Genomic DNA, 24,194 nt, shown 5'->3' with positions numbered 1-24,194 from the left:
CGAGCGAATGGCTGTCGATTTCAAAGGGGCTCATTTCCCCAAAAGCGTCATTCTTTATGCCGTATTCTTCTACCTTCGTTACCCTGCCTCCTATCGTGACCTTCAGGAAATTATGGCCGAACGAGGCGTCGATGTTGATCATGCAACCTTAAACCGTTGGGTCGTTCGATATGCGCCACAGATTGCAGATCAGGCACAGAAACGTAAGCGACCAACATCTGGCTCATGGCGTGTTGACGAGACTTATATAAAGGTCAAAGGGAACTAGACCTATCTGTATAGAGCCGTAGATCGTGATGGCCAAACTCTTGACTTCATGCTCTCTGAGCGCCGAAATATCGGCACAGCAAGGCGTTTCTTTAGGAAAGCCATTGCAAGCAATGGTGTTCCTAACAAAATCATCATTGATAAGAGCGGGGCGAATTTAGCTGGCGCACAGGCTATCAACACGATCCTGAAAATCACGGGCACAGGTAAGATGATTGAAATCCTGCAGGCCAAATATTTGAACAACATCCTTGAACAGGACCATCGGTTCATTAAGCGGATCACTAAACACACATTAGGCTTCAAAGCATTCCATTCAGCTTCAGCGACAATTGCTGGCATCGAAGTGGCGCATATGATCCGCAAGAAGCAATTCGCCAACAACAACCGCTCGCCATTCGAGGTCTTCGCACAGCTCGCAGCATAATTGCGTCCACAGATATGACCGTCTTTAACCGGGCAAAAAATTTGCGACAAAGCCAAATCGCTTGCCTGAAATCCGCGTAAGATCAGCAACGTAGGATAAAGTGCGACCAAACCTAAGTTAAGGTTACACTGCCCGTTCAGGTTAAAGTAACGGTGCCTTGCAAACACAGAGAACCATAAACTGCTGAAATCGCTCAACCCTTTTTTGGAGCAGACTCTAATGAAATCCCAATTATTATACAGCGCTTTATAGCAATCAATTAATAGTAATGTTAGAACATAAATATTTATATATATATATAATTAATTTATAATCGATGTATTGTATTATATGGTTGGATATGAGATTAATAATCAAGTTTTCTATAGTTCTTATTTATTTTATAATTGGTCTAAACGTTGCTAATGCAGATTATTTCTCGAGCAATTTTAAATATTATGTTGGAGAAAAAATCAATAAACTTGAACCGCTTTACAATCCATCTAGTGGCGGTGAGTATGAACAAACTGTTTGTTATCACATCAAAGGCGATAAGCCAATTATTCCAGGAATCGGATATACTACTACATGCCGCGAGTTGTCAATTAATGGAACTCCAACAAAAGCAGGTACATATTATTTTGAAGTAGAATCTAGTGGTTATGGTTTTTTAAATCTTAAAACTTGCGTTGGTGGTATAACAATTGAAATTGTTAATCCGGAATTGGTATTTAGATCTTCCGATTTACCTGCTGGCAAGGCTGGTCAGGCCTATGAGCATCAGCTTACAGCCACGGGTGGTGTTGTGCCTTATGCCTGGAGTGCGACGGGTCTTCCTTCGGGGCTTTCGATTGACTCTGCCAAGGGGCTGATCAGTGGCACACCGAGGACGCATTTTAGCGACGACGTGACAATGCGTGTTACTGATGCGAATGGTATTTTCCGTTCACAGACAGCAACGCTCGTGATTGTTCCAGCTACCCTTGCGATTGCCGCAACGGATTTACCTGCTGGCAAGGTTGGTCAGGCCTATAAGCATCAGTTTACAGCCACGGGTGGTGTTGCGCCTTATGCCTGGAGTGCGACGGGTCTTCCTGCAGGTCTTTCGATTGACGCTGCTAAAGGTACGATCAGTGGCACGCCGACGGTGGAAGTTACTGCCGCGTCGATTACGGTCACGGTCAGGGATGCGGCTGAGCCTCATCAGAGTGCAACGCTGACACGCCCTTAGACGATCACATCTGATCTTATGTTTGCAAAGCCTCCTTTGCCGAAAGGCAGGGCTGGTCAGGCCTATGAGCATCAGCTTACAGCCACGGGTGGTGTTGTGCCTTATGCCTGGAGTGCGACGGGTCTTCCTTCGGGGCTTTCGATTGACTCTGCCAAGGGGCTGATCAGTGGCACACCGAGGACGCATTTTAGCGACGACGTGACAATGCGTGTTACTGATGCGAATGGTATTTTCCGTTCACAGACAGCAACGCTCGTGATTGTTCCAGCTACCCTTGCGATTGCCGCAACGGATTTACCTGCTGGCAAGGTTGGTCAGGCCTATAAGCATCAGTTTACAGCCACGGGTGGTGTTGCGCCTTATGCCTGGAGTGCGACGGGTCTTCCTGCAGGTCTTTCGATTGACGCTGCTAAAGGTACGATCAGTGGCACGCCGACGGTGGAAGTTACTGCCGCGTCGATTACGGTCACGGTCAGGGATGCGGCTGAGCCTCATCAGAGTGCAACGCTGACACGCCCTTTGACGATCACATCTGATCTTATGTTTGCAAAGCCTCCTTTGCCGAAAGGCAGGGCTGGTCAGGCCTATGAGCATCAGCTTACAGCCACGGGTGGTGTTGTGCCTTATGCCTGGAGTGCGACGGGTCTTCCTTCGGGGCTTTCGATTGACTCTGCCAAGGGGCTGATCAGTGGCACACCGAGGACGCATTTTAGCGACGACGTGACAATGCGTGTTACTGATGCGAATGGTATTTTCCGTTCACAGACAGCAACGCTCGTGATTGTTCCAGCTACCCTTGCGATTGCCGCAACGGATTTACCTGCTGGCAAGGTTGGTCAGGCCTATAAGCATCAGTTTACAGCCACGGGTGGTGTTGCGCCTTATGCCTGGAGTGCGACGGGTCTTCCTGCAGGTCTTTCGATTGACGCTGCTAAAGGTACGATCAGTGGCACGCCGACGGTGGAAGTTACTGCCGCGTCGATTACGGTCACGGTCAGGGATGCGGCTGAGCCTCATCAGAGTGCAACGCTGACACGCCCTTTGACGATCACATCTGATCTTATGTTTGCAAAGCCTCCTTTGCCGAAAGGCAGGGTTGGTCAGGCCTATGAGCATCAGCTTACAGCCACGGGTGGTGTTGTGCCTTATGCCTGGAGTGCGACGGGTCTTCCTTCGGGGCTTTCGATTGACTCTGCCAAGGGGCTGATCAGTGGCACACCGAGGACGCATTTTAGCGACGACGTGACAATGCGTGTTACTGATGCGAATGGTATTTTCCGTTCACAGACAGCAACGCTCGTGATTGTTCCAGCTACCCTTGCGATTGCCGCAACGGATTTACCTGCTGGCAAGGTTGGTCAGGCCTATAAGCATCAGTTTACAGCCACGGGTGGTGTTGCGCCTTATGCCTGGAGTGCGACGGGTCTTCCTGCAGGTCTTTCGATTGACGCTGCTAAAGGTACGATCAGTGGCACGCCGACGGTGGAAGTTACTGCCGCGTCGATTACGGTCACGGTCAGGGATGCGGCTGAGCCTCATCAGAGTGCAACGCTGACACGCCCTTTGACGATCACATCTGATCTTATGTTTGCAAAGCCTCCTTTGCCGAAAGGCAAGGTTGGTCAGGCCTATGAGCATCAGCTTACAGCCACGGGTGGTGTTGTGCCTTATGCCTGGAGTGCGACGGGTCTTCCTTCGGGGCTTTCGATTGACTCTGCCAAGGGGCTGATCAGTGGCACACCGAGGACGCATTTTAGCGACGACGTGACAATGCGTGTTACTGATGCGAATGGTATTGTCCGTTCACAGACAGCAACGCTCGTGATTGCTGCGAGGGTGTTGCCAGTAGCGAAAGACCTGAGGCTTACAGTAATGGCTGCGACTACAGGATCAGTCAATTTGCTAGAAGGGTCTACTGGTGCTGCGGTGGTATCGGCTTCAATCGTTTCACAACCGGATCCGGCTGCGGGTAAAGCTTGGATTGAAAGTAAGCATGATACACAGATTCTATACTTTGCGGCTTCGCCGACATTTTCGGGCGACGCCAAACTTAGCTACACGCTTGCAGGTGCCGAGGGTGTTTCAAATGTTGCAACCGTTTCCATTCAAGTAATAGCACGCCCTGATCCTTCTCAGGATGCGGATGTCATCGGTCTCGTTGATGCGCAGGTAGAGGCTGCAAAACGAATGACCCAGATGCAGATTCGTAATTTCCAACAACGGCTAGAGGGGCTTCATAGCGAAGGAGAATGTCGTCAAGACTCAATAGGTGTCAGCATCGCACTTGATGGTGCACAGTTAAATCCGAAGTTGCCACAATCAGCCGCTTGTTCACAACGCAACTTTGCTTTCTGGACAGTAGGTGAGGTGAATTTGGATAGATCGTCTGATGATAACAACCCCAAACAGCTTAAGCATACCAGTATTGTTGTGAGTGGTGGTTTAGACTATCGTATTTCACCAAACTTTATTGGTGGCGTAAGCTTCGGATATGGAAGTGACACAACAGATGTGGGCGAGCGTGGTACGCAGAGCAAGAACAATATGTTCTCGCTGGCAGCCTATGGCAGCTACCGCCCAGCCCATAACATCTTCATTGACGGTCTAGTGGGTTATGGATGGCTTGATTTCGATAGCACTCGCCATGTTGCTCTCACTGATCAGATAGCCACCGGGAAACGCGATGGACAGCAAGTTTTCGGATCGCTCTCTGTCGGTTATGAATTCCGCGACCAAAACTGGCTTCTTTCACCATATTTGCGCGGTGATGCAGCTACTACAAATCTATCTAGTTTCAGTGAGGATGGAGCGGGTATTTATAACCTTACTTATGGTGATCAGAGAGCGAATATTTTCTCAACCACTATAGGCTTGCGAGGAGAATATTCGATAGTGACTAGCTGGGGTATGTTAACACCTAAGACACGCCTTGAATATACGCATGAATTTTCCTCTGTTAGCCTTTTGAACTTGGGATACAGTGACATGGCAGGCCTCCTGCCGTACGCGATTGATCCTAAATCCGATGCCCGAGATAATGTTCGGATCGAAGTCGGTATTGACGCCAAGTTTAGAACAGGTTTGGTGTCCAGCATCGGCTATGACACTCAGGTCAGTACCGATGGTGGGAAACTTGCACATGGTTTCCGATTGAAGGTGTCAAAGCCACTTTAACGTAAAGCATGACGGCTCGCTATTAACGAGCCGTCATGCAGAGTGACGTTGGTGCATCGATATCTCTTTTGGCTTACCGAACTTACAGACAACAGCTTTATGAGCTGCGCTTTTGATCTGGCTTTGTCGCAAATTTTTTGCCCGGTTAAAGACGGTCATATCTGTGGACGCAATTATGCTGCGAGCTGTGCGAAGACCTCGAATGGCGAGCGGTTGTTGTTGGCGAATTGCTTCTTGCGGATCATATGCGCCACTTCGATGCCAGCAATTGTCGCTGAAGCTGAATGGAATGCTTTGAAGCCTAATGTGTGTTTAGTGATCCGCTTAATGAACCGATGGTCCTGTTCAAGGATGTTGTTCAAATATTTGGCCTGCAGGATTTCAATCATCTTACCTGTGCCCGTGATTTTCAGGATCGTGTTGATAGCCTGTGCGCCAGCTAAATTCGCCCCGCTCTTATCAATGATGATTTTGTTAGGAACACCATTGCTTGCAATGGCTTTCCTAAAGAAACGCCTTGCTGTGCCGATATTTCGGCGCTCAGAGAGCATGAAGTCAAGAGTTTGGCCATCACGATCTACGGCTCTATACAGATAGGTCTAGTTCCCTTTGACCTTTATATAAGTCTCGTCAACACGCCATGAGCCAGATGTTGGTCGCTTACGTTTCTGTGCCTGATCTGCAATCTGTGGCGCATATCGAACGACCCAACGGTTTAAGGTTGCATGATCAACATCGACGCCTCGTTCGGCCATAATTTCCTGAAGGTCACGATAGGAGGCAGGGTAACGAAGGTAGAAGAATACGGCATAAAGAATGACGCTTTTGGGGAAATGAGCCCCTTTGAAATCGACAGCCATTCGCTCGCATCTCGTTCAAATAAACATAACGGACGCATTTAACTCAACAGAAGTGAAAATTTTGCGACAAAGCCCATCCTTGAACAGGACCATCGGTTCATTAAGCGGATCACTAAACACACATTAGGCTTCAAAGCATTCCATTCAGCTTCAGCGACAATTGCTGGCATCGAAGTGGCGCATATGATCCGCAAGAAGCAATTCGCCAACAACAACCGCTCGCCATTCGAGGTCTTCGCACAGCTCGCAGCATAATTGCGTCCACAGATATGGCCGTTTTTAACCGGGCAAAAAATTTGCGACAAAGCCCTGCCGCTCAAGCCATTTTTCTAGGGCTGATCAAGCAATTCGGCAAACCGCGTGTCGTCGTGACGAACAAGCTGCGAAGTTACATAAAGCCGATACAGAATTTGGCCCAGAATACTCGTCCTCAAGCCCACAAGCGCCTGAGCAACAGAATTGAAAATACGCACCGTCGGCCCACGATCAGATACTCTTTTTTAATCCGCGTCGACGCAAACTCTCATTCCGATCATGGTGTCGCGCCACGGCACCATGCGTTATGCCTGTGGTGCGATTACATTGCAGAAACAACTGATTTAAAAGCAATAGCCACGCTCACTCGCGACCAAAGACAAAGAAGAGAGTAATTGGCGGCAATGAGGAAGCAGCTATCAGGAAATTAAGCGCGCGATCTGGCCGACCGATTTGGGCATATGAAGCGATCAGTTGAATTCCGTCCTTTATTCATCATAATTCAAACAATTTTCTTCGAACCGTCTAGCTACGGAAAATCCTCGATCTTTCTAAATATTGAAGTGGTAAATATCCTAGGATGATAACTATCAGCCCCCCAATTGCTGTATCGACAAGACGCTGAACGCCAAAATCGATATCGGCTGTTCCCGGGATAATAACATCTACTAACATTAAAATCATAGGCGTGAGAAAAACAGCCTGCAAAATATAAGAGCGCTGCATTGCCCAGGGAAGTAAAGCGCCCAAAGCCGCCATAATCGCTATGAATAAAGTGCCTTTCGGAACGGTTGCCAAGATTACAGCTCCTATTACAACACCAACTATTGTTCCAATAGTGCGTTGTATCGCACGATCTCGAATTGACCCAAAGTCAGGCTTCATAACTAGACCGACTGTAAGTGGAATCCAGAACCAATGTGCTTTATGATCAAACCAGTGTGCACAATACGAAACGCCGAGACAAATCGAAAAAGCTATTGCGGAGACTACGATTGTTTTTTCTGTAGCGGTGCGATGCTGAGGTGAAAGTTTTTCACTGCCCTTATATGACTTAGCATCATATGAATGCTGGCCACGTAATAGCGCCTCCAAGCCGAGCACGAACGCATAGAGAAGAGCTCCAACCAGATATAGAGCCGCAGGCTGCCAAAATGGTGAAATTTCTGGAACACCAAGTGCAATCGAAGCCAAAAGTAATGCTTGCAGTGTACCGATAGATAATGCGCTATTTTTACTGCTTAAGAATGCAGCAAAAAAGCCAACCGTGATCATAGCACATACAACTGCAACCCAAGGCAAATACCCAAGATAGCCGAGTAGGTAGCCAGACGCACCGATCGGCGCAGCAATCATCATCTTTTTAAATGTTGAACCGTAGCTGCCTGAGCTTTCGCCGGTCGACATCATGAGGCAACCCATTGCGACCCACATGCCGGTCATTATGTCATCAAAAATCATACCAACGGCGAAAGGAAACCCTATACAGAAACCCGTTCTTATCGCACGCCAAGAGTTCCAACTGGCAGGCTTCAAGCCAAATATTTCCGAAACAATATCGTCGCTCGTTGATGTCTGACCCATTTCCTCGCCTCTATGCCAACTTAACCAATACCAACCAAATATCAATTCATTAGCAAAATTGTAAAATTTCTGCATGAAAATATCGAGCGATTTGGCGACGGCTTTTTAATTAATTTTATTTATCAGATATTGCAGAACGAGAATAATGGATTTCTCCCAAAGTTTATCGAAAAAATAATGATGAGAAAAGCTTACCGTCGGTCTGATGTCTTTTTCAGGCGGTGATTACGTGGGAAAAGATAAAGGGCTCTGTTGCAAAAATTCAATCTGAACGGAGCACGGCCTATCTCTGGACGTAGTTATGCTGCGAGTGCTTCGAACTGTTTTTTGATTGAGAGTGCTTTTTGATATTCAAAGACGCCTTGCTGTTTGCGCATCATGTGAATGAGTTCTATACCGGCGAGCGTTATGCCCGCTGCGGTTTGTGACTTGAAGCCAAGCATGGAACGTGTGCGTCGTTTGATGCGACGGTGATCCTGCTCAATGCTGTTGTTCATATATTTGCTGGAGCGAAGGGCAATCGGTTTGCCAGTCTGACTGAGCCGGTTCTCTGTATCACATTGCAAAATAGCTATTCTGTTGGTCTCGCTTCCATCAATGGTAATGCGCACTGGCCTGCCATGGCGGGCCAGTGCCTTGCGTATAAAACGTTTAGCAGCGCTCAAATCACGTTTCTTGCTGAAATAGAACTCAACCGTATCGCCATTGCTATCAATCGCACATATATAAGTACAGCCACTCACCTTTGACCTTGATATACGTCTCATCAAGGTTCCATTTGCGTGTGACCTGACGCTTCTTCTCATTGAACCGTTCAAGCAGTTTTAGACTCTAGCAGATGACCCTGTGATGGATGGTTGAATGATCGAGATCGATGCCACGTTCCGCCATCATTTCCTTCAGATTGCGAAGGCTCAGATTGTAAGCCAGATACCACCGAACACACAGCAGAATGACTGATTTATCAAAATGGCGGCCTTTAAACATCTAAAATACTCGGCTGATTAAAAGCCAGGATACTATCAGTTCATCAATTGACGAAAAGTTTGCAACAAAACCTTTTCTCATGGGGTGAGTTTGAGAAGGGCGGCGTAAGCCCCCTCTCATCTGGCAACCTGGCCGGTCGATCCGGCCTGTAGGCAGCACCGCACCGCAGATAACGACGGATAGGAAACGACATCCGCATTAAACTCACTGGCTCTACCTCTTCAGGGGACGGTTTCCAGATCTGTTTGCCGAAATTCATCATGAGTGGCGAGAATGGGAACACGGTAATATTTTGTACAGGCATAGTGCAGACAATCACCAAGATTAAGCCGCCTTGCGCCTTTCCCATATTTCTCGAATGCCCCAATGGAAAGGCTCGCTGCACTCTTGGCAATCGGCAAATCCACCAGTTTAATATTGCGCGTTTCCAGCAAGTCCATGAGGAACGCTTCAGCCTGCGTCGGCGTGCAATCAAACTTATCAGGACGCGCTAAAGCAATAACCGTTTCCAGCACTGCGACCGGTGACGTGATGCGCTTCTTCGCATTTGTCAGTGCGTTTGAAACGCGTGTCGCTTCTGGTTCATTGGTCGCAAGGGCGATCAGGGCGCAAGCATCGACAAACATTAATTGTCATCCCACATGTCGTTGAAGACGGATTGCGGCAGGGGCTTCCTCGCCTGATCTGTGAGGCGCATTCCATGCTTCTTTCGCAAACGTTCGGCAGTTTCCAACGGTGTTTCAGCATTCACACGGCTATCAATTGCCTCGTTGACAGCCAATATAATCGCGTCCGTCAGATTACGCCCGGTAAGCGCTGCAAATTTGCGAATGAGCTTATCCGCTTCGTCATTGGTAATGTTGATCGCCATGGTCACAAACCTTCAATAATCTACATTATTCATTATAATAATGTAGATTGATTTATCTACATAATCAATGCGTCATGATAGTTCGCCCGGCACGATGCAATAAATCAGCCCATATTTTGAAAGCTTGAATCCGCCCTGCTTGCATATCTTCTGTTGCGACAGGCTGGTGGTTCTGGCTTCGCTGTCTAACACATTGTCTGTGTGGCAGGCTGTGAGCAAGAGGGCGGATGCAATCATAAGCACAACGAATTTCATAAAAATTATCCGGTCTAAAATGAAAATGGTCTGGCCGGAAGGCTCCGGCCAAAACCGTTTAGGCTGTAAGTTCGGCCATTTTTTGCGAAAGTGTCCAAAGGGCTTTGTTGAGCTTAATATCCTGATCGATGCCATTGACTGCGCGGGATTTCACACGACGCGGACGACCAAATTCATCACGGCTCACGCCTCGCAAGCCACCCGACAAAGCCCCACTCCGCGCTGCTTATTCTGTAATAACAGTTTAATAGCACTTTACTTGAAATCGGTGACATCAATCGGCGACGGATCATGAGCCCAGTGTAGGCCGTAATTTGCAGTGACTGTCGTACAATCAACCGCCTCAATGCGGTGTAATCAAACCTTTGCGCCGCGTTCGACCATGACTTTCTGAAGATAGGAAACTGAATGGCGAACATAAGAGAAGCAGCCTATAAATTTAAACTGTTAGGGAAATGAACCCTTTTGAAACAATCCGCATAAGCTGTTCCCGAAATCGATTACACACTGACGATAATCTCGATAGGCCCGTTCTATCTCATGATAGAATACGAGCCGCTGCCAGTGACAGTGCGACGACACCATTTGCAATAGAGCGTTCGTCAGGCTGATAATCCGAATTATGCAACTTATCGTTACGGCCTTCCTGTGCTGCGCCTATTCCAAGCTGGAATGATGGCACTCTCTCACCGACCAGTGCAAAATCTTCTGAGCCTAAACTGCCGTTACGTTTAAAAAACACATCGCCATAATGCTCACGAATGGCCGCACCCGTCATCTCGATCAGATAGGGATCAGACACCATTGACGGTACCCCGCGCACATAATTGATTGAGCATCGCACGCGCAATGCGGCTTCAAGGCCCCCACAGATACGACGAACAGCAGCTTCGATGATGTCGCGAGCGTCTCGATCCTGACAGCGCACAGTTCCCATAATCGTCACTGAATCCGGGATGATATTATGCGTATGACCGCCGTGGATCGAGCCGATGGTCAAAACCGCGGCCAGCATGGGATCGACTTCACGCGATACGATTGTTTGCAACTGGGTGATAAGCTGCGCTGTCGCAACGATAGGGTCGACAGCCTGATGGGGACGCGCGGCGTGGCCGGAGGCAGCATGAACCGTAATATCAAATTCGTCAGACGAGCCGTTCGCCACACCTTCCACGAACGTAAATGTTCCTGTTGGCTCATCAGGATGGTTGTGAAAACCAAGTGCATAGTCAACGCCATCAAGAATACCATCGGCAATCATTGCACGCGCACCGCTCTCTTGCGTTTCTTCTGCCGGCTGGAACATCAACTTGACATTGCCGCTTAGACGCGGAGCAATGTCTTTCAAGACCTTACCGATGCCGATCAACGTAGCAGTATGCAGGTCATGACCACAGGCATGCATTTTGCCTTGATGAAGGCTTGCGAAAGGAAGGCCGGTTTGCTCTTCGATAGGCAGTGCATCCATATCGGCGCGGATAATCAAAGTCGGCCCGGGGCGACCACCCTTGATCAGACCCGCAACACCCGTACGCCCAACGCCTGTCTGATGCTCGATGCCTAGCTTTGCCAGCTCCTGAGCAACTACGCCTGCGGTTCGTTTAACATCAAACCCGGTTTCCGGATGTGCGTGAATGTCACGACGGACTTCGATCAAATGTGGTTCAATTTCGTTAGTGAGCTCTTGTACGAACGATGAAAGATCATTCAGCAGATGGGGATCGAGGGTGTTAGCCATTTTTGCATCCGGGTTTAACGAGATAATTCTGATTAAACATCTGGACGCCTACTGACTAGGTTTATTATTTCAATTTTCAGAAATACACCCTCAGTCCTTGTTCAGAACATCAAGCTTGATGGGTCTGGCAATCAAGAGGGGCTTTGTCGCAAATTTTTTGCCCGGTTAAAGACGGCCATATCTGTGGACGCAATTATGCTGCGAGCTGTGCGAAGACCTCGAATGGCGAGCGGTTGTTGTTGGCGAATTGCTTCTTGCGGATCATATGCGCCACTTCGATGCCAGCAATTGTCGCTGAAGCTGAATGGAATGCTTTGAAGCCTAATGTGTGTTTAGTGATCCGCTTAATGAACCGATGGTCCTGTTCAAGGATGTTGTTCAAATATTTGGCCTGCAGGATTTCAATCATCTTACCTGTGCCCGTGATTTTCAGGATCGTGTTGATAGCCTGTGCGCCAGCTAAATTCGCCCCGCTCTTATCAATGACGATTTTGTTAGGAACACCATTGCTTGCAATGGCTTTTTCCTAAAGAAACGCCTTGCTGTGCCGATATTTCGGCGCTCAGAGAGCATGAAGTCAAGAGTTTGGCCATCACGATCTACGGCTCTATACAGATAGGTCTAGTTCCCTTTGACCTTTATATAAGTCTCGTCAACACGCCATGAGCCAGATGTTGGTCGCTTACGTTTCTGTGCCTGATCTGCAATCTGTGGCGCATATCGAACGACCCAACGGTTTAAGGTTGCATGATCAACATCGACGCCTCGTTCGGCCATAATTTCCTGAAGGTCACGATAGGAGGCAGGGTAACGAAGGTAGAAGAATACGGCATAAAGAATGACGCTTTTGGGGAAATGAGCCCCTTTGAAATCGACAGCCATTCGCTCGCATCTCGTTCAAATAAACATAACGGACGCATTTAACTCAACAGAAGTGAAAATTTTGCGACAAAGCCTGTTGAAGAGCAGTTGATAGCGTCTGAAACAGTTTTGGATCGGACCGAGATGAAGTCACCGGTAAACGGTATAGTGGTTACAATGGCTCACAACTCAAGGGGTGACTTTGTTCGGTCTGGTGAAACGATCATGGAGATATTTCCTGCAGATGAAGCTCCAATTATTGATGCCAAAATCATGCCCCATGAAATAGATTTGGTTAAAAAAGGCCAGCCAGCACGTCTCCGGTTAATTGGATTAAACGCCCGCACCACGCCAGAAGTTAGTGCGATTGTGACTTACGTATCAGCTGATCGGCTAATTGATGAAGTATCGCAGCAGCCCTATTACAATGTTCAATTAAAGCTCAAAGATAGGCTACCTGATAGCATTTCCTCCGAGGCTTTAACTCCTGGCATGCCAGTCGAGGCTCATATCCATACCGGTGAGCGCACATTCGTAGAGTACCTAAGCCGCCCAATTTTCGATTCATTCGCAAGAGCTTTTACCGAGCAATGACTTTTGCGATCAATTTAATAATCAATTTAAAGGAAATCTTTTGTTTGATTTGTTTTAAATAACTAAATCGCTAGTTTTAATAATTGTGAATTATCCTTTTGTTAACTTAAAATAAAATACACTTATATAAAATAAAGCAAAGAAAAATAGCATGATTAATAGTTCAAACAACCACAGCAATAAAATATTCGAAATTGAGTGCTTGCGCGGTTTCGCAGCACTTTATGTCGTTTTATTTCATGTGATTAGGCCTGAACTACAAGAATATTCTTATATAATATCAATACCATTCCGATTTGGGCAAGAGGCTGTAATACTATTCTTCCTACTATCCGGATTTTGTATAAACTATTCTTGGTCTTTTAAGAGTGAGCAGAACGTTAAAATATTCGCAAAAGATAGGTTTATAAGGCTGGTTCCGATATATATTATCGCTCTTTTGATTTCATACGTTTGCGCATCTTTATATGCAGGTTACTTTATAGACGTCGATTCTCCAACGTTAGTTGGAAATATGCTATTTCTACAAGATAGAATCAGACAAGGGACTATCGTGCCACCCTACATGGGCAATGAAGCATTGTGGTCCCTTTCATATGAAGTAGCATTTTATATTTTCTACTACTTAGTAAATACATACATAAACGAACGATATAGGACATTCGTAGTTAGCATTACAACTTCGATATTTTTTCTCATTATGTTGGTCTATCCAAACCAGATTAGTCGATTTGTTTCTTACTTTTGCATTTGGTGGCTCGGCGCCGTAATGAGTGAACTATATTTGGGCCGTGTGATGTTTAAAGAAATTATTTTTGCAATACTACCTATATTATTTATTTCAAGCTGTCTTTTAATTCTTGCTTACCAGAGCCCTACAGCGATAGATATCGGTAATAGTAACATATTTCCCTATCTCGAGTTAAGACACTTTGTAAGCGCAATCTTTATTGCTTTGTTTTTGATAGGTTGGGCTGCTACGGGCTGGCCATTCTTTAAGCAATTATTTGGACCTTTTGTCGTGATCGCCCCGATCTCTTATGCACTATACGTATTACACTTCCCGATAATGGTTGGAGCACGTAGTGCTTTAGATATGCAATCATGGCTGAGCATTTTAATCACGGCAACTGTAACTCTTCTGCTATCCATGCTTTTAGAGGGCCCCTTTCAGAAGTTTGTGAATCGGAAATTTAAAGGTCAATAAGGCACATGATTTGATTAAGTGGCTTTACTTAAATGACATCTACATGACTCGGTGTATGAACTGCCCCACTTTCGACGGTTGTGTTGCAAAGATTTTATTTGAACGGAGCACTGCTTAACTGTGGCCGCAGTTAAGCCGCGAGTGCTTCGAACTGTTGTTTGATTGAGCGTTCATTTGCCGCTGAAAAGACGCCTTGTTGTTTACGCATCATGTGAATGAGCTCAATACCGGCGAGCGTTATGGTTTTGTTGCAAACTTTTCGTCAATTGATGAACTGATAGTATCCTGGCTTTTAATCAGCCGAGTATTTTAGATGTTTAAAGGCCGCCATTTTGATAAATCAGTCATTCTGCCGTGTGTTCGTTGGTATCTGGCTTACAATCTGAGCCTTCGCAATCTGAAGGAAATGATGGCGGAACGTGGCATCGATCTCGATCATTCTACCGTCCATCGTTGGGTTATCTGCTTTAACCCAAAACTGCTTGAACGGTTCAATGAGAAGAAGCGTCAGGTCACACGCAAATGGAACCTTGATGAGACGTATATCAAGGTCAAAGGTGAGTAGCTGTACTTATATCGTGCGATTGATAGCAATGGCGATACGGTTGAGTTCTATTTCAGCAAGAAACGTGATTTGAGGGCTTTGTCGCAAAATTTTCACTTCTGTTGAGTTAAATGCGTCCGTTATGTTTATTTGAACGAGATGCGAGCGAATGGCTGTCGATTTCAAAGGGGCTCATTTCCCCAAAAGCGTCATTCTTTATGCCGTATTCTTCTACCTTCGTTACCCTGCCTCCTATCGTGACCTTCAGGAAATTATGGCCGAACGAGGCGTCGATGTTGATCATGCAACCTTAAACCGTTGGGTCGTTCGATATGCGCCACAGATTGCAGATCAGGCACAGAAACGTAAGCGACCAACATCTGGCTCATGGCGTGTTGACGAGACTTATATAAAGGTCAAAGGGAACTAGACCTATCTGTATAGAGCCGTAGATCGTGATGGCCAAACTCTTGACTTCATGCTCTCTGAGCGCCGAAATATCGGCACAGCAAGGCGTTTCTTTAGGAAAAAGCCATTGCAAGCAATGGTGTTCCTAACAAAATCGTCATTGATAAGAGCGGGGCGAATTTAGCTGGCGCACAGGCTATCAACACGATCCTGAAAATCACGGGCACAGGTAAGATGATTGAAATCCTGCAGGCCAAATATTTGAACAACATCCTTGAACAGGACCATCGGTTCATTAAGCGGATCACTAAACACACATTAGGCTTCAAAGCATTCCATTCAGCTTCAGCGACAATTGCTGGCATCGAAGTGGCGCATATGATCCGCAAGAAGCAATTCGCCAACAACAACCGCTCGCCATTCGAGGTCTTCGCACAGCTCGCAGCATAATTGCGTCCACAGATATGGCCGTTTTTAACCGGGCAAAAAATTTGCGACAAAGCCGGCGTACCTGCAGGTGTTGTAAATGTGCTCACGACAAGCAACCCAGGTGCGGTCACAAACGCCATGCTCGCAGACCCGCGTGTGCGCAAGCTTTCCTTCACGGGCTCCACGGCTGTGGGCCGCACATTGCTTGGCGAGGCTGCAAGATCGGTCGTCAATTGCTCAATGGAACTCGGTGGCAATGCGCCATTCCTTGTTTTCGATGATGCAGATCTTGAAGCAGCCCTCGACGGCGCTATGATCGCAAAAATGCGAAATGCCGGTGAAGCATGCACTGCCGCTAACAGGTTCTATGTTCAGTCAGGAATACATGACGCGTTTGTTGCCGGTCTGACAGCTCGTATGGATGCGCTCAAAGTTGGTGCCGGATATGCCCCTGACACTCAGTGCGGTCCGATGATCACGAAAACTGCTGTAGTTAAGATCGACAGGCTGGTAACGGATGCGATCTCTTTGGGCGCACGCGCTACGACTGGAGGCAAGCCTCTTACGGAAGGAGGCTATTTCTATCCACCAACAGTGCTCGAAAATGTTCCAGTCGATGCCGCGATCGCCAGCGAGGAAATCTTCGGCCCTGTAGCACCAGTCTATAAGTTCGAGAGCGAAGACGAGGCGATCCAACTTGCAAACAGCACCGAATATGGGCTTGCTGCCTATATTTACAGCCGCGACCTGAAGCAGGCAATGCGGGTCGGCAAGCGACTCGAAACAGGTATGCTCGGCATCAACAGGGGATTAATGTCAGACCCAGCGGCACCTTTTGGCGGCGTTAAGCAAAGTGGCCTTGGTCGTGAAGGTGGTGTTACCGGCATTCTGGAATTTATGGAAGCTAAGTATTACGCAGTGGATTACTGATTTTTGAAGGAACACGCCGTAATGTCCCAAGACTTTTATCGCATCCGAGACTTTGTACCAGATTTCGATGCAATTGCTCAGGAGTTTACCGAACGAAGCCGCGCGCTTTCGGCAAAGCAGAAGGTTCTGACAGATATACGCTATGGTTCGCGGGATCGAGAGGTCTTGGACATTATATTACCTGACCGCTTGGCGCACGGCGCACCTATACATGTGTTCGTCCATGGCGGTTATTGGCGTTCAGGAGAAAAAGAGAATTACCGCTTTGTTGCCGCGCCGGTTCTGGCGGCTGGCGGTATTGCTGCAATCATTGAATATGATCTCATGCCTGATCAGCGCCTTGATGTGCTGGTCGATCAGGTGAGACGATCCGTATACTGGATTGAGAAAAATGCGGACAAATTTGGCGCGGACCCACGCCGAATAACCATAAGCGGTCATTCGGCAGGCGCACATCTTGCTTCCTATCTAGCAGCCACAGGTGCCGTAGAAAGCACAGCGCCTATTCTGCCGGCCATAAAGGGGCTTCTTCTTGTGAGCGGCATTTATGACCTGTCGGGCATTCCTGATAGTTTTTTGCGAGATGAGGCCAAAATGACAATGGAGGAGGCCGTGAACTGGTCACCCTTAACGTCAAACCAGCTTCCATGTCCCCAACGCATCATCGCCTTTGGTGTCGAGGAAACAACACCCTTTCAAGAACAGGCCATCGCTTTAAAAACACAACTCAGCGCTCAAAAAGATTTTGCGGTTTTGCTTCCAGTACCTGACGTAAACCATATGAGTGTCGTTCTGGATATGGCAAATCCAGCTGGCCATCTGGGCAATCGTCTTGCGGATTTGGTCGCATCTAATTGAAAAGTAGTACTAAATCGTTGGCATCTGTTGCAAAAATTCCGTGCGTCGGAATGGCAGGGTCGCAATTTTTCACAGGTTAAAGGTGGCTTGATCTTTGCAACCAATTATACTGAGAGTCATCATCGGATGCGTGGAGTTGAGAGATTTTGTCCATCGTCACCGGCCCTGAAAGGGGATGACGTCGATGACAATTAACGCTGCAACTGCCACATGACTGCTCCGTGCAACGGACCGATCTGTTAAATAACCAGCGAAAATCCTAAGATTACAGGCGCCGCTATTAATAGTCCGAATTGTGCTTCTGCTATTGAAACATTTCCTAGTTTTGAAAACGCACAATACCTCTGCGATCGCGATTTTTTCTTTGCCAAAACGTAATGACACTTTCTCCCCCTGCCAATGAAATAATGCTTCCCCGCGATGATGGGAAAGGAGTTACGAGCCAATTTATCGATGGGGACTAAAATGCCGTGGCTAAGTCTCGGCCACTGAAAGTAAGAATGGGATGGCAGAGCGCATAACCAAGATCGGCGCTCGAAACGACTGCTACGGCGGTTCCGTTTTCTTTTTCACGACCTTGGTGGGACTGACGGCGCATAACTATTACTACATGAAAACAACATTGTCGGATGAATCCGTACTGCTTGAAGGGGTATCCTCGGCGAGAATGTTCGGGATAAAAATGTCTACTTCAACTTTCACACGCTGCTGGGCGAGGGGCCCATTTACCCTGTGAACTCGGCAATGTCTGGAAGCGCTACGGTGGGGAAGACGGAAAGCATGATCGAACCTCTGACCAATGAGCTGGATGTGGAGCAGCTTTTCTGGAAATAGGCGAGCATACTATGCTTGATTTTATAGAGCTTGAGAAAACTGTTGGCCGGGCATGGCATCGCCTTATCGGCAAAGCATGGTCTTGGCGGTGAGATCGGGTTTCAGATTGCGCCCTAGCGGGCTCCAACTGATGACATGGGCTGGGGTTTCTATAGCGCATGGCTTTAGGCAAGAAAAGCTCAACGGTAGATGTTGGCGTGTTTTGAGTACGTGGCTGGTGTTTCTTATGCAGACGTTGAGCTGACCTATGAACCGGCATTGTCACCGGATATAGCTATTCTCGAAGTGCGCGCTCGTTTTTAACCCTCTTACTTGTTCTGGCGCAAATACGAAGTCAAAGTCCAGAATCCTTATTTTAACCATATGATTTTTAACAATAATTATTATCAACATATTCGCCCGATATTGATCGTAAGCAATGAGCGTCAATGGGATTCGCCTATAACTATAGTGACAGAGCGAACAGAACGCTCGGTCCTATCGGAAGGAGAGAATCGATGGGTAACCAGATCCAAATGAATCGTCGCACAATGTTGGTAGGAGCAGGTCTTGCGGGGGCACTGGCTCCGGTTTTAGCGACCAGCTCGATCTGGGCCAAGGGGACGATGAGAAAGGCAACTGCTGCGGAAATCGCAGCGCTGCCAAGAGAGAAGGTGGAACTGGTTGCTCCCCCTTTCGTGCATGCGCACAGCCAGGTCGCCAAAGGCGGTCCCAAGGTGGTTGAGTTCACCATTGTGATTGAAGAAAAGAAGATAGTCCTCGATGACGCTGGCACCGAAGTCCACGCGATGACATTAAATGGCACTGTGCCGGGGCCGCTTATGGTAGTGCATCAGGATGACTATGTTGAGCTGACGCTCATCAATCCTGAAACCAACACACTTATGCACAACATCGATTTTCACGCTGCGACAGGTGCCTTGGGCGGTGGCGGTTTGACAGAGATCAACCCGGGTGAAAAGACAGTTCTGCGGTTTAAGGCAACCAAGCCTGGTGTGTTTGTTTATCACTGCGCACCTCCCGGAATGGTTCCATGGCACGTTACGTCGGGCATGAATGGTGCAATCATGGTTCTGCCTCGCGAAGGTCTTAACGATGGCAAGGGTAATGCGCTGACCTATGACAAGGTCTATTATGTCGGCGAGCAGGACTTCTATGTTCCTCGTGATGAAGCAGGCAATTACAAGAAGTATGATGCCCCCGGCGATGCTTATGAAGATGTTGTCAAAGTCATGCGCACTCTTACGCCAACCCATGTTGTCTTTAACGGCGGTGTTGGTGCGTTAACCGGTGATAATGCCATGATAGCAAAAGTGGGTGAAAAGGTTCTGATCGTTCACTCGCAGGCTAACCGTGATACGCGTCCACACCTAATTGGTGGACATGGGGATTATGTGTGGGCAACCGGCAAGTTTAACACGCCACCGGATGTCGATCAGGAAACATGGTTTATCCCAGGCGGTGCAGCGGCAGCAGCGTTCTACACCTTCCAGCAACCGGGAATTTATGCCTATGTGAACCACAACCTCATCGAGGCTTTTGAACTGGGCGCTGCTGCTCACTTTAAAGTGACGGGTGAATGGAACGACGATCTTATGACGTCAGTACTGGCGCCGACGGGCATGTAAGCCTGACATAACAACCAAGAGTTCGGGGGGCATGCGAACACTGTAGGCTCGTCTCCCGGACGACCGATTCCGTTATTAATCATGTGAACATCATGAAACTGAGTGTAAAGAAAAAGCTGCTCGATCTTGGCCTAGCCGTTCCTGTTGTTCTTCTTGCTATTGCTGCTGGGCTTGTCGTGGTCGATGTGGCGGCTCAGATCGGTGTTAAAGGTGAGGTATCCGGGATTAGTAGCCCGCAAACCGTGACGATTACCCCGCGAAGCATGACATATCGTGCATATGGCGATTTTCAGAGGAATAATTATCCGACCGATGCGCCGCTCACGACACACAAGCTTAGCCGGTCGTTTGAGATTATGAAATATCAGGTTACGGTTTCAGATTATTCGAAGTGTGTAAACGAAGGCGCATGTATTGCAGCCGATCCTCAGTCGAAGGCTGCAAACAGCGCTCAATCGACACATCCTGTTGTGGGTATCAGCTATAACGATGCAGAGGCTTACGCACGCTGGCTTTCGTTAAAGAAGGGCGAAGTCTGGTACTTACCAACAGATGAGCAATGGGCCTTTGCCGCAGGCTCCCGCTTTGCCGACGATGTTCTGGGCGGCGATGAGGATGGTAGCATTAATCCTGCGCTGCGCTGGTTGCGCGATTATGAAAAGCAGAGCATCCGCAAGCGGGATCGTGATCCTGCGGTCCGGCCGTTGGGCAGCTTTGGTGAAAACGAGCTTGGCATAGCGGATATTAGCGGCAATGTCTGGGAATGGACCACGACCTGCCATCGCCGTGTTAACCTTGATGCCTATGGCAATGTCTCAAGCGAGAACATGGTTTGCGGTGTCTATGTAGTCAATGGCAAGCATCGTGCAGCCCTGAGTTCTTTCATCCGTAACCCGAAATCCGGTGGATGCAGTGTTGGTTTGCCGCCTGATAATCTTGGATTTCGCCTTGTCCGCGATGGACGCTGGTATGCTCCGGTACTCAGGCGGATAAAGTATCTGTCGATGTAATGATATCTGATTAGAATGCCCAACTTTATACCCCGTCATACATGCCAATCCTGCTTAACTATGTTAAGTTGGAACGCGCATCTAGAGTAGGGGTAATTGTAATGGCCACGTTTGATCGCGGTCTTGTCAGGAAGCTGTCGTTATTCGCCAAATTGGGTGACAATGAGCTAGATAAGCTCGTCTCCTATGCCAGCTCGCGACATGTTCTGCAGGGTGAGTCCATTTTTGAACAGGGCGATGAAGCCGTAACGTTTTATCTGCTGCTCCATGGTCGGCTGAAGGTTAGTCAGGTCACAGCCGACGGGCAGCAAATCATTGTTCGCATGGTCCATCCGGGCGATCTTTTCGGCTTCGCAAAAGCTCTTCAGCGCAACGACTATCCCGGAACGGCCGTGGCGGTGACTGCAAGCATCGTGCTTGGTTGGCCCAACGAACTTTGGGACTATTTTGTTGAAAAAAATCCGGGCCTTGCGATGAATGCCATTCAAACAATTGGTACGCGTCTCGAGGAAGCGCATACGCGCATTCGGGAAATGTCAACACAGGATGTCGAGCGCCGCGTTGCCCATGTCGTACTGCGTCTGGCGCAGAAGGCTGGCAAGAAGGAAGATAACGGCATCCGCATCGATTTTCCGATCACAAGGCAAGATATTGCGGAAATGACGGGCACCACGCTGCATACCGTGTCGCGGATACTGAGTGGGTGGGAAGCAAAAGGCTTTGTACTCGGTGGACGTCAGAAGTTGACGATCATTGATGCGCAGGGCGTCAGAAAGCTCGCGGAAGGTGAGGCTTAAGCAATTATATTAGCTGTGCATGATTGATGCAGATTTATGTCGACTAATATATGCAGCACCGACGCCACCATGCAAAAACCCGTTGGAGAGCTGCGCAGCCGGATAGATTTGCTGCAAACTGACCAGTGCTTCCGCAGGCTCAATAAGTCCGTGCAGAACATCTTCATGAACGCGCGTGACCGCAACCATGTCACAGTCCTGTGGCGACAGCCGAAAACGCCGAACACCTGCGCGCACTAAATCGGGAATATCCTCAATAAGTGACTGGCAGGTGTGAGAGAGTGTCTGTACGCCATTGAGTACCAAAAACGGCTGACTATCGAGAGTTTTGACCGGCAGACCGTCCGGCTCTTCACGACAAACAAACTGGCAATGATCCTTTACAGTGCCTTTGGAGCGAGCATGGGCGCAGCGTGCCGAGATCGCCAACGGAATACGTCCAAAAGCGAACACCTCAAAGGCGGTTTCCGGGGCGCCTTTGATGATTTCACGAATGGATTGGAGCGGCAGCTCGGGAGGAAGGCAAATGGATGTTGCGCCACGCGCTGCCAGAACCCTGGCCGTTGCGGAATTGTACACATTTACCAATGGGCCGACGATATGTGGCTGACCTTCAAGCAATCCCAGCGCTGATAGATCGTTGGCCTCGACCGGAAAAGGCGAATCCTTCGCCGTTTGACGTACATGTTTTACTTCGCGTTCCAGCATGACCAATGCAAGGGAACCAAAGCTCACAATCTTGCCAGCATTTTGCAGCCGCTCGACCACTTCTTCCATAAAGGGGTCAATGAAATGGAAGCGTTTGGAACAGATAATTTCGCCAACGGTGACATGCTTAACTGGAGATTCATCGGCGATGCGGAAATAGAAATCCCGCCATTTTGGACCGTCCCACAAGAACAGAACAGGCCCTAGACTGAGGGTGGGACTAAAACTGGGAAATTGATCTGACATGATTATCTCCAGTGTTTTTCATAAGCACCTGACGTGGTCTGGTGACCTTCACTCAATTTACGCAAGCGTGACAAAAGGGCCGCGCGTTGATCTGACTCCGCCGATAGTGTTTGACGCACTGTCGAAACAACTTCAGCAACATAAGCCTTACCACGCTGACGACCTTCAATTTTGAGAGCTGAAACTCCTGCGGCGCGCAACTCATCCAGATGCTTCAGCACATCGAGCGAAACCGGATCTTCAAAGGCGTAGCCTGCTTCATCGCCAATATTAAAGCGGCCTTTGCACAACGTTGGATAACCTACAGCTTCTCCTTTGGAGAACCGGTTGATCGTGTAATCACCTAGTTCAGATACAAGTTCGGAACCATCTTTACGATAACGAACATGGCTTGGCGGGGAGCAGATGCCGTTCAAATTGGGGGATTTTCCTGTAGCATAAGAGGAGAGCGAGCAGCGTCCCTCTGCCATTACGCAAAGGCCTCCGAAGACAAAGACTTCCATCTCGCAGGCGATTGTTTTGCCAAGTTTTGCAATGTCTGGAATAGTCAGAACGCGCGGCAGCACCACACGTTTGGCTTTGAAAGCATCGCCCAGAAAATGCACCGCTTCGGCATTGGATGCTGAAGCCTGCACGGAAACATGCAAACGCTGTTCTGGATGCTTTTCTGCCGTGTAAGCCATCAGCCCGAAGTCGGCCAGAATAACGGCATCTGCGCCAAGGGTGGTCGCGTCATCGACAGCGGAATACCAGATATGTTCGTCGCCTGCGCGCATGAACGTGTTGATAGCAACAAAGACCTGTGTGCGGTTGGAATGCGCGAAACTGATTGCATCGCGCAATTCGTTACGGCTGAAGTTAAGCCCTGGAAAATTACGTGCATTGGTTTCGTCACGAAAGCCACAGTAAACTGCATCTGCACCTGCATGAACAGCTTCGCGTAACGCGGCGGGTGTGCCCGCCGGGCAGATCAGTTCCATGTACCTTCTCCATGATCCGACCCTTTGGTATTCAGCATCTTGTCCCGAACATAGACTCCAATGTTCTTAATGATCGGAGCAAATGGGCCTGCGGCTTTGCTTAGATCGGCGGGAAGATCAACGTTACAATCGTCAAGCGCATTGCGCAGTGCAAGCATAGCCTCCATGTCGCCAGTCACAGTGATGTCGCGCGAGAAGAACAGCGCATCACCATCTAGTTTTCCTTCAAGCAATGCCAGCAACATTATGAGTGGGCCATCAATCGCGGCGTCCGTCTCAACAGCTGCATCTTTGCGCATAACAGTTATGGCAGAGCGTGCAGGCTCGACGACGAACATGAATGGCAGATCCAACGGGCTGAAACCAAATCGTTTATCGACATAGTCGCCCATGCGCTCGAACAAGCCCGGATGCGCGCAGATAACCTGCAGAAAGACGCGTGAAACAAGTGAGGTCAACAGAAATGGCGGAACAAGCCGCACAGAAGCAGCGACAACTGGCGGTATCTTCATCATTACTCAGTTCCCGGTTA

At 48.3% G+C, this 24,194-nt stretch carries 16 protein-coding genes and 9 pseudogenes; 14 read left to right on the top strand and 11 right to left on the bottom strand.

Annotated elements, in window-relative coordinates; all coding sequences use genetic code 11:
• Positions 1-7: 7 nt before the first annotated feature.
• The 3 genes and pseudogenes from H5024_RS20135 to H5024_RS20125 all read left to right on the top strand — a co-directional run bounded on the left by H5024_RS20135 (position 8) and on the right by H5024_RS20125 (position 5,078).
• Positions 8-694, top strand: a pseudogene (locus H5024_RS20135) (IS6 family transposase).
• 703 nt (positions 695-1,397) lie between these two features.
• Entirely contained in the window at positions 1,398-1,904 is a 507-nt protein-coding gene (locus H5024_RS20130) for an Ig domain-containing protein (protein WP_187548969.1), read from the top strand.
• Between the two features lie 18 nt (positions 1,905-1,922).
• Positions 1,923-5,078: a putative Ig domain-containing protein gene (locus tag H5024_RS20125; protein ID WP_187548968.1), complete on the top strand. Its 3,156-nt coding sequence runs from the start codon at positions 1,923-1,925 to the stop codon at positions 5,076-5,078.
• Between the two features lie 173 nt (positions 5,079-5,251).
• Here H5024_RS20125 and H5024_RS20120 read toward each other — a convergent pair.
• Positions 5,252-5,938, bottom strand: a pseudogene (locus H5024_RS20120) (IS6 family transposase).
• Positions 5,939-6,013: 75 nt separating this feature from the next.
• On the opposite strand from H5024_RS20120, the pseudogene H5024_RS20115 reads away from it, so the two are divergent.
• Positions 6,014-6,193 (top strand): annotated as a pseudogene (locus H5024_RS20115) (DDE-type integrase/transposase/recombinase); the annotation flags it as partial.
• A gap of 525 nt (positions 6,194-6,718) precedes the next feature.
• Here the strand turns inward: H5024_RS20115 and H5024_RS20110 are convergent.
• From H5024_RS20110 to H5024_RS20080, 7 genes and pseudogenes are all read right to left on the bottom strand, one after another.
• Positions 6,719-7,852: an FUSC family protein gene (locus H5024_RS20110; RefSeq protein WP_187548967.1), complete on the bottom strand. Its 1,134-nt coding sequence runs from the start codon at positions 7,850-7,852 to the stop codon at positions 6,719-6,721.
• Positions 7,853-8,076: 224 nt separating this feature from the next.
• Positions 8,077-8,764: pseudogene (locus H5024_RS20105) on the bottom strand (IS6 family transposase).
• Between the two features lie 221 nt (positions 8,765-8,985).
• Entirely contained in the window at positions 8,986-9,390 is a 405-nt protein-coding gene (locus tag H5024_RS20100) for a type II toxin-antitoxin system VapC family toxin (protein ID WP_187548966.1), read from the bottom strand.
• On the bottom strand, positions 9,390-9,635 hold the full coding sequence (locus H5024_RS20095; protein ID WP_187548965.1) for a type II toxin-antitoxin system VapB family antitoxin: 246 nt from the start codon (positions 9,633-9,635) through the stop codon (positions 9,390-9,392). The genes H5024_RS20100 and H5024_RS20095 overlap by 1 nt, the downstream gene beginning before the upstream one ends.
• A 313-nt stretch (positions 9,636-9,948) precedes the next feature.
• Entirely contained in the window at positions 9,949-10,077 is a 129-nt protein-coding gene (locus H5024_RS21565; RefSeq protein ID WP_282186090.1) for a hypothetical protein, read from the bottom strand.
• A gap of 351 nt (positions 10,078-10,428) precedes the next feature.
• Positions 10,429-11,628 carry an amidohydrolase gene (locus tag H5024_RS20085; protein WP_187548964.1) on the bottom strand — a complete coding sequence of 400 codons (1,200 nt, stop codon included), beginning with the start codon at positions 11,626-11,628 and terminating at the stop codon, positions 10,429-10,431.
• A gap of 193 nt (positions 11,629-11,821) precedes the next feature.
• Positions 11,822-12,510, bottom strand: a pseudogene (locus H5024_RS20080) (IS6 family transposase).
• A 123-nt stretch (positions 12,511-12,633) separates the two neighbouring features.
• Between H5024_RS20080 and H5024_RS20075 the strand changes: the two are divergent.
• From H5024_RS20075 to H5024_RS20035, 10 genes and pseudogenes are all read left to right on the top strand, one after another.
• Complete coding sequence (locus H5024_RS20075; protein ID WP_187548963.1) at positions 12,634-13,083, top strand: HlyD family efflux transporter periplasmic adaptor subunit; 450 nt, start codon at positions 12,634-12,636, stop codon at positions 13,081-13,083.
• A 151-nt stretch (positions 13,084-13,234) separates the two neighbouring features.
• A complete protein-coding gene (locus H5024_RS20070) occupies positions 13,235-14,290 on the top strand; it encodes an acyltransferase (RefSeq protein ID WP_187548962.1) in 1,056 nt (351 codons plus the stop codon).
• 313 nt (positions 14,291-14,603) lie between these two features.
• Positions 14,604-14,960, top strand: a pseudogene (locus tag H5024_RS20065) (IS6 family transposase).
• A 43-nt stretch (positions 14,961-15,003) separates the two neighbouring features.
• A pseudogene (locus tag H5024_RS20060) lies at positions 15,004-15,692 on the top strand (IS6 family transposase).
• Between the two features lie 36 nt (positions 15,693-15,728).
• Positions 15,729-16,601 (top strand): annotated as a pseudogene (locus H5024_RS20055) (aldehyde dehydrogenase family protein); the annotation flags it as partial.
• Positions 16,602-16,622: 21 nt separating this feature from the next.
• Positions 16,623-17,459, top strand: coding sequence for an alpha/beta hydrolase (locus H5024_RS20050; RefSeq protein ID WP_187548960.1), 837 nt, complete (start codon positions 16,623-16,625; stop codon positions 17,457-17,459).
• A gap of 505 nt (positions 17,460-17,964) precedes the next feature.
• Positions 17,965-18,229 (top strand): annotated as a pseudogene (locus H5024_RS21420) (cytochrome c); the annotation flags it as partial.
• Between the two features lie 561 nt (positions 18,230-18,790).
• Positions 18,791-19,921: a copper-containing nitrite reductase gene (gene nirK, locus H5024_RS20045; protein WP_187548959.1), complete on the top strand. Its 1,131-nt coding sequence runs from the start codon at positions 18,791-18,793 to the stop codon at positions 19,919-19,921.
• A gap of 89 nt (positions 19,922-20,010) precedes the next feature.
• Complete coding sequence (locus tag H5024_RS20040; protein ID WP_348770731.1) at positions 20,011-20,931, top strand: formylglycine-generating enzyme family protein; 921 nt, start codon at positions 20,011-20,013, stop codon at positions 20,929-20,931.
• Positions 20,932-21,032: 101 nt separating this feature from the next.
• Positions 21,033-21,728 (top strand): Crp/Fnr family transcriptional regulator, encoded by a 696-nt coding sequence (locus H5024_RS20035; RefSeq protein ID WP_187548957.1) that lies wholly within the window; start codon positions 21,033-21,035, stop codon positions 21,726-21,728.
• Between the two features lie 9 nt (positions 21,729-21,737).
• Here the strand turns inward: H5024_RS20035 and H5024_RS20030 are convergent, their stop codons facing one another.
• From H5024_RS20030 to H5024_RS20020, 3 genes are read right to left on the bottom strand one after another with little or no spacing between them, the layout of a single operon-like run.
• Positions 21,738-22,682, bottom strand: a complete 945-nt coding sequence (locus H5024_RS20030) for a U32 family peptidase (RefSeq protein WP_187548956.1) — start codon at positions 22,680-22,682, stop codon at positions 21,738-21,740.
• Positions 22,683-22,684: 2 nt separating this feature from the next.
• Positions 22,685-23,662 carry a peptidase U32 family protein gene (locus H5024_RS20025; protein ID WP_187548955.1) on the bottom strand — a complete coding sequence of 326 codons (978 nt, stop codon included), beginning with the start codon at positions 23,660-23,662 and terminating at the stop codon, positions 22,685-22,687.
• A complete protein-coding gene (locus H5024_RS20020; RefSeq protein ID WP_187548954.1) occupies positions 23,653-24,177 on the bottom strand; it encodes an SCP2 sterol-binding domain-containing protein in 525 nt (174 codons plus the stop codon). Before H5024_RS20020 ends, H5024_RS20025 begins: the two co-directional genes overlap by 10 nt.
• Positions 24,178-24,194: the final 17 nt, after the last annotated feature.

The organism is Ochrobactrum sp. Marseille-Q0166 (genome assembly GCF_014397025.1).
Classification (GTDB): domain Bacteria; phylum Pseudomonadota; class Alphaproteobacteria; order Rhizobiales; family Rhizobiaceae; genus Brucella.
Note: the sequence above shows the minus strand (reverse complement) of the source record. Positions and strands in the feature narration are given on the sequence as shown.

Coding starts and splice junctions, on each gene's coding strand:
- H5024_RS20125 (WP_187548968.1), top strand. CDS start 1,923: ATGTTTGCAAAGCCTCCTTTGCCGAAAGGCAGGGCTGGTCAGGCCTAT.
- H5024_RS20110 (WP_187548967.1), bottom strand. CDS start 7,852: ATGCAGAAATTTTACAATTTTGCTAATGAATTGATATTTGGTTGGTAT.
- H5024_RS20100 (WP_187548966.1), bottom strand. CDS start 9,390: ATGTTTGTCGATGCTTGCGCCCTGATCGCCCTTGCGACCAATGAACCA.
- H5024_RS20095 (WP_187548965.1), bottom strand. CDS start 9,635: ATGGCGATCAACATTACCAATGACGAAGCGGATAAGCTCATTCGCAAA.
- H5024_RS20085 (WP_187548964.1), bottom strand. CDS start 11,628: ATGGCTAACACCCTCGATCCCCATCTGCTGAATGATCTTTCATCGTTC.
- H5024_RS20075 (WP_187548963.1), top strand. CDS start 12,634: ATGAAGTCACCGGTAAACGGTATAGTGGTTACAATGGCTCACAACTCA.
- H5024_RS20070 (WP_187548962.1), top strand. CDS start 13,235: ATGATTAATAGTTCAAACAACCACAGCAATAAAATATTCGAAATTGAG.
- H5024_RS20050 (WP_187548960.1), top strand. CDS start 16,623: ATGTCCCAAGACTTTTATCGCATCCGAGACTTTGTACCAGATTTCGAT.
- nirK (WP_187548959.1), top strand. CDS start 18,791: ATGGGTAACCAGATCCAAATGAATCGTCGCACAATGTTGGTAGGAGCA.
- H5024_RS20035 (WP_187548957.1), top strand. CDS start 21,033: ATGGCCACGTTTGATCGCGGTCTTGTCAGGAAGCTGTCGTTATTCGCC.
- H5024_RS20030 (WP_187548956.1), bottom strand. CDS start 22,682: ATGTCAGATCAATTTCCCAGTTTTAGTCCCACCCTCAGTCTAGGGCCT.
- H5024_RS20025 (WP_187548955.1), bottom strand. CDS start 23,662: ATGGAACTGATCTGCCCGGCGGGCACACCCGCCGCGTTACGCGAAGCT.
- H5024_RS20020 (WP_187548954.1), bottom strand. CDS start 24,177: ATGATGAAGATACCGCCAGTTGTCGCTGCTTCTGTGCGGCTTGTTCCG.